The sequence below is a fragment of the Serratia nevei genome (assembly GCF_024160145.1).
GTDB lineage: Bacteria > Pseudomonadota > Gammaproteobacteria > Enterobacterales > Enterobacteriaceae > Serratia > Serratia nevei_A.
This window is the reverse complement of sequence record NZ_JAMYWQ010000124.1, coordinates 1-473: the sequence shown is the minus strand read 5'-3', so window position 1 is coordinate 473 and position 473 is coordinate 1. Positions and strand designations below refer to the sequence as shown.

At 56.2% G+C, this 473-nt stretch carries 1 rRNA gene; it reads left to right on the top strand.

The features are described from left to right. A 16S ribosomal RNA gene (locus tag M6G53_RS25050) occupies positions 1–473 on the top strand; the annotation flags it as partial.

Genomic DNA, 473 nt, shown 5'->3' with positions numbered 1-473 from the left:
ACAAGTGCCTATGGGATGCAGCAGTGAGGAATATTGGTCAATGGGCGGGAGCCTGAACCAGCCAAGTCGCGTGAGGGATGACGGCCCTATGGGTTGTAAACCTCTTTTGCCGGGGAGCAAAGTGCCGCACGTGTGCGGTTTGGAGAGTACCCGGAGAAAAAGCATCGGCTAACTCCGTGCCAGCAGCCGCGGTAATACGGAGGATGCGAGCGTTATCCGGATTTATTGGGTTTAAAGGGTGCGTAGGCGGACGCTTAAGTCAGCGGTAAAATTGCGGGGCTCAACCTCGTCGAGCCGTTGAAACTGGGTGCCTTGAGTGGGCGAGAAGTACGCGGAATGCGTGGTGTAGCGGTGAAATGCATAGATATCACGCAGAACTCCGATTGCGAAGGCAGCGTACCGGCGCCCAACTGACGCTGAAGCACGAAGGCGTGGGTATCGAACAGGATTAGATACCCGCGTAGTCCGCTCAT